This is a genomic window from Pseudomonas sp. NPDC087814 (assembly GCF_044742865.1).
In the GTDB taxonomy this organism is placed as follows: Bacteria; Pseudomonadota; Gammaproteobacteria; order Pseudomonadales; family Pseudomonadaceae; genus Aquipseudomonas.
Genome location: NZ_JBIUVK010000096.1, coordinates 1 through 5,195, shown reverse-complemented (window position 1 = coordinate 5,195; position 5,195 = coordinate 1). Strand labels below are relative to the sequence as shown.

The window sequence follows — 5,195 nt, the reverse complement described above, 5'->3', positions numbered from 1 at the left end:
TCGTTATGACCCAACCGGCGCCAAGTACAGCAGTAAACTTACTAAGAAAGGTAGAGGAACCTTGGCTTCCGAACACAGTATTTGAAGCACCTGCCCCGAAAGACGCACCAGCGTCCGCACCTTTACCCTGCTGCAGCAAAACCAGAGCAACTACGCCCAGTGCACCCAGCAGATGAAAAACAACGATGACTGTTTCCAGCATTTTTTCAGTTTCCCGCGGCGCGACAGATCGCACCGAACTCATCTGCATTCAGGGAAGCTCCACCAATGAGCCCCCCATCGATATCCGGCATGCCGAACAGTTCGACCGCATGGGCCGCCTTCTCGCTGCCGCCGTATTGAAGCCGCACACCTCGTGCGACCTCAGAATTCTCTGCCGCCAACTGCGCGCGGATGGCTGCGTGCACATCCTGCGCCTGTTGCGGCGAAGCAGTCAGCCCGGTGCCAATGGCCCAGACCGGCTCGTAAGCAATTACTGCATTTGCAAAGGCACCGACTCCCAGCTCCTCGATGATGCTGCCCAGCTGACGCCCGACAACCTCAAGAGTTTTACCGGACTCACGCTGCTCAAGGGTCTCCCCTATGCACAACACCGGAACCAAGCCGCAAGCCTGTGCCGCCGCGAATTTGCGATTGAGTGTCCCATCACGCTCGCCCATGATCTGGCGGCGCTCGGAGTGCCCAACAAGCACCAGGGAACAACCCGCATCAACCAGCTGACTCGGTGCAATCTCACCGGTCAACGCACCTTGCATGGATTCCACCGCAGAGTTCTGCGCGCCGACCTGGATCGACTTGCCTTTCAAGCCATCAATCACTTGATTGATATACAAGCAAGGCGGGAATACCGCGACATCAACACCGCCAGGCAAGGCCAAATGACGAAGGCCATTGATCAGCTCAGCGACACTGGCGCGGGTACCGTGCATCTTCCAGTTACCAGCTACCATAGTGCGACGCATGCTGTACCTCGTCGGTCAAAGTGGGCGCAGATGTTACCCAACCACATCATCACTGGCAAGCCGAATTCAGGCGCAAACTTCAGTTACCAGTTTTGCCAGCTCTTCGGCATAGCCGCGAACCTGTGTTTCGTCCTCGCCCTCGACCATTACACGCACCAAAGGCTCGGTACCCGACTTGCGCAGCAAGACCCGGCCACGTCCCGCCATGGCGGCAGTCACGCGCTCACTGGCCTCTTTGACAGCCGGATGCTCGATAGGGTTGTCACCGCCTGCAAAGCGCACGTTGAGCAGCACTTGCGGGCACTTGCGCAACGCCTGCCGCGCCTGGGCCAGGCTTTCTTCACGGCGACGCAGCGCCAGCAGCACCTGCAGCGCCGCAATGATCGCATCCCCGGTAGTCGTGTGCTGGAAGCAGACAATATGACCGGAATTTTCGCCACCCACCTGCCAATTACGCTCCAGCAGGTCGGCAATCACGTAGCGGTCACCGACATTGGCGCGCACAAACGGGATCCCCAGATCTGCCAGGGCCAGCTCCAGGCCAAGATTGCTCATCAAGGTACCGACGACGCCGCCTTGCAGCTTGTTACGCTCATGCAGGTCACGGGCGATGATGAACAACAGGTCGTCGCCATCGACGATCGCGCCAGTGTGGTCGACCATCAATACGCGGTCGCCATCACCATCGAACGCGATGCCCAAGTCGGCATGCTCAGCCAGGACAGCCGCCTGCAACTGCCCCATGTGGGTTGAGCCGCAGTTGTCGTTGATGTTCAGGCCGTTCGGCTGCGCCGACAGTACAGTAACGTCTGCGCCAAGCTCCTTGAACACACTCGGTGCGACTTTGTACGTCGCGCCGTGGGCGCAGTCGATGACGACCTTCAACCCGGCAAAATTGGTGCTGCTAGGCACGCTGCTTTTGCAGAACTCGATGTAACGGCCGGAAGCGTCGTTAATCCGCGATACCTTGCCCAGCTTGCTCGATTCGACGACGGTCATCGGCGCATCCAGCAACTCTTCGATCATGTGCTCGATCTCATCCGGCAGCTTGGTGCCCTGGCCCGAGAAGAACTTGATGCCATTGTCATCGTGGGGATTGTGCGAAGCGCTGATCACGATACCGGCTTCAGCATGAAAGGTACGCGTCAGGTAAGCGATCGCCGGCGTAGGCATCGGCCCCAACAGCATCACATCAGCGCCGGCAGCAGACAGACCTGCCTCCAGCGCAGACTCAAACATATAACCCGAGATACGCGTGTCCTTACCCACCAGGATACGGCAGGCCCCCATGCTGCGGAACGCCATGCCGGCGGCCCAGCCCAGCTTGAGCATGAAATCGGGAGTAATCGGGAATTCGCCGACCCGACCGCGAATGCCATCGGTGCCAAAATACTTTTTAGTCATAAGTGCTCCATCATTCTTATTCGGCTGATTCAACCGCTGCGATCATCCGCACTACATCTATCGTCTCGGCCACGTCATGCACGCGCAAGATGCGCGCACCCTTGACCACGGCAAGTGCCGCAAGTGCCAGGCCGCCATGCAGCCGCTCACCCACGGGACGATTCAACGCCAGACCTATCATGCTCTTGCGCGAAACCCCGACCAACAAGGGGCGACCAAGGGCATGCAGGGATTCCATATGCTTGAACAGGCTTAAATTGTGCTGCAAGGTCTTGGCAAAGCCAAATCCCGGGTCGAGGATTATCCGCTCGGGAGCAATCCCCACCGCCGCGCATTGAGCCATGCGCTCGGCAAGAAAACCTTTCACTTCACCGACCAGATTGTCGTAATGCGGATCGTCCTGCATCGTGCCCGGCTCGCCAAGCATATGCATCAGGCAAACCGGCAGCCCCGTCGCGGCGGCCGCATCCAGAGCGCCATCGCGCTGCAAAGAGCGCACATCGTTGATCAACCCTGCACCCAGCCGCGCAGTTTCGCGCATAACGGCAGGGGTCGAGGTGTCGACAGAGATGATGACGTCCAGCTCTTGATGGATGCGCTCGACAATCGGAGCAACCCGTTCCAGCTCCTCCAGGGGAGAAACTGCGCGCGCGCCGGGCCGGGTTGATTCGCCACCGACGTCAATCAGAGTCGCACCGGCAGCCACCATCGCTTCCGCATGGCGCAAGGCAGCATCAAGCTGACTGAAGCGACCACCATCGGAAAAGGAATCAGGGGTTACATTAAGAATGCCCATAACGTGTGTATGGGCCAAATCAAGAACCCGGCTGCCGCAAGGCAACCGGGTCGAGGACAACGCAGAAGTCATTTCAAACCTTAATGGTCAGCAGCCGGGCCGCCGATCGGGGCTTCAGGGCGTTCGTTCTGTACCACTGGCGGCGTGCCCGAAGTACCCGAACCACCTTCCCAATCGCGAGGCTCGCGAGGCGTACGACCGGCCATGATGTCGTCAATCTGCTCGGCATCAATGGTCTCGTACTTCATCAGGGCATCAGCCATGGCGTCGAGCTTGTCGCGATTGTCGGTGAGGATCTGCTTGGCCGTGCCGTAGCACTGGTCAATGATGCTGCGCACCTCGGAGTCGATCAGCTTGGCTGTCTCGCCGGAGAAGCTGGCAGCTTGACCACCACCACCGCGACCCAGGAATACTTCGCCTTCTTCCTCGGCATACATCAAAGGACCGAGTTTCTCCGACAGACCCCACTTGGTCACCATGTTCCGTGCAATCTGGCTGGCACGCATGATGTCGTTGGAGGCACCGGTGGTAACACCGTCGAAGCCCAGGGTCATCTCTTCAGCGATCCGGCCGCCATACAGCGAGCAGATCTGGCTGATCAAGGCACGCTTGGAGAGGCTGTAGCGATCCTCTTCCGGCAGGAACATGGTGACGCCCAGCGCCCGGCCACGAGGAATGATCGATACCTTGTAGACTGGGTCATGCTCAGGCACAACGCGACCAACAATGGCGTGACCGGCTTCATGATAAGCGGTGTTCTGCTTCTCTTTCTCGGACATGACCATGGATTTGCGCTCGGCGCCCATCATGATCTTGTCTTTCGCCAGCTCGAACTCCTTCATTTCAACGATGCGCTTGCCGGTACGGGCGGCAAACAGCGACGCCTCGTTCACCAGGTTGGCAAGGTCGGCACCGGAGAAGCCTGGAGTACCACGGGCAATCACGGCCGGAGCCACGTCGTCGCCCATTGGCACTTTGCGCATGTGCACTTTCAGGATCTGCTCACGACCACGGATGTCTGGCAACCCGACAACGACCTGACGGTCAAAACGGCCCGGACGCAGCAAAGCGGGGTCGAGCACGTCTGGACGGTTGGTTGCGGCGATCACGATGATGCCGTCGTTCATTTCAAAGCCGTCCATCTCAACCAGCAACTGGTTAAGCGTCTGCTCACGCTCATCATGACCGCCGCCCATGCCGGCGCCACGATGGCGACCAACGGCGTCGATTTCATCGATAAAGATGATGCACGGAGCGTGCTTCTTGGCCTGTTCGAACATATCGCGAACACGGCTGGCACCTACACCGACGAACATTTCGACGAAGTCGGAACCGGAAATGGTGAAGAAAGGTACTTTGGCTTCGCCGGCAATGGCCTTGGCCAACAGGGTTTTACCGGTACCTGGCGGGCCAACCATCAGCACACCGCGAGGAATACGGCCACCCAGGCGCTGGAACTTGCCCGGATCGCGCAGGAATTCAACCAGTTCGCCCACTTCTTCCTTGGCTTCGTCGCAGCCGGCAACGTCAGCCAGGGTGGTTTTCACCTGATCTTCGGAAAGCAGGCGTGCCTTGCTCTTGCCGAAGCTCATCGGCCCGCCCTTGCCTCCCGCACCACCTTGCATCTGGCGCATGAAGAACATGAACACGGCGATAATCACCAGTATCGGGAAGCTGGCCACCAGGAGCTGGGTCCAGATGCTCTGCTGCTCAGGCTGCTTGCCTTCGACAACCACATGGTTATCCACCAGGTCGCCGATCAGGCCATTGTCCTGGATTGCCGGACGGATGGTCTTGAAGCTGTCGCCATCGTTGCGCTTGCCGGTAATCACGTAGCCATCAACCGCTACGCGCTCGACCTTGCCATCCTTAACTTGCTGGATGAAGTCGGAATAGTTGAGGGTCTGCGGCTCGTTAGGGCTGGAGAAGTGGTTCAGCCGCGGCACGAGGACGGCCGCGTTGATCTAGCGCAGGATCAGTTTGTTTGGCATTGCGTGCAATTAGCTACGGTCTGAAGCAAGCTCGGCTCGGGG

Annotated in this window: 5 protein-coding genes; all 5 read right to left on the bottom strand. The window is 59.0% G+C overall.

What is annotated here, in order from left to right; genetic code table 11:
- Window positions 1–202, bottom strand: a 202-nt coding sequence (gene secG, locus ACIOMR_RS30645) for a preprotein translocase subunit SecG (protein ID WP_401198154.1), incomplete at its 3' end; no start/stop codon positions are given.
- Window positions 203–206: 4 nt separating this feature from the next.
- Window positions 207–962 carry a triose-phosphate isomerase gene (gene tpiA, locus ACIOMR_RS30640; RefSeq protein WP_401198151.1) on the bottom strand — a complete coding sequence of 252 codons (756 nt, stop codon included), beginning with the start codon at window positions 960–962 and terminating at the stop codon, window positions 207–209.
- Between the two features lie 66 nt (window positions 963–1,028).
- Window positions 1,029–2,366, bottom strand: a complete 1,338-nt coding sequence (gene glmM / locus ACIOMR_RS30635; RefSeq protein WP_003212196.1) for a phosphoglucosamine mutase — start codon at window positions 2,364–2,366, stop codon at window positions 1,029–1,031.
- Between the two features lie 16 nt (window positions 2,367–2,382).
- Complete coding sequence (gene folP / locus ACIOMR_RS30630) at window positions 2,383–3,234, bottom strand: dihydropteroate synthase (protein ID WP_087693399.1); 852 nt, start codon at window positions 3,232–3,234, stop codon at window positions 2,383–2,385.
- Between the two features lie 8 nt (window positions 3,235–3,242).
- The gene (gene ftsH, locus ACIOMR_RS30625; RefSeq protein ID WP_401198156.1) at window positions 3,243–5,126 is read right to left on the bottom strand and encodes an ATP-dependent zinc metalloprotease FtsH; all 1,884 of its coding nucleotides are present in this window, start codon (window positions 5,124–5,126) and stop codon (window positions 3,243–3,245) included.
- Between the last annotated feature and the right edge of the window lie 69 nt (window positions 5,127–5,195).

Bases quoted from the DNA above. Each gene is read 5' to 3' on its own strand.
- tpiA (WP_401198151.1), bottom strand. From the start codon at position 962: ATGCGTCGCACTATGGTAGCTGGTAACTGGAAGATGCACGGTACCCGC.
- glmM (WP_003212196.1), bottom strand. From the start codon at position 2,366: ATGACTAAAAAGTATTTTGGCACCGATGGCATTCGCGGTCGGGTCGGC.
- folP (WP_087693399.1), bottom strand. From the start codon at position 3,234: ATGACTTCTGCGTTGTCCTCGACCCGGTTGCCTTGCGGCAGCCGGGTT.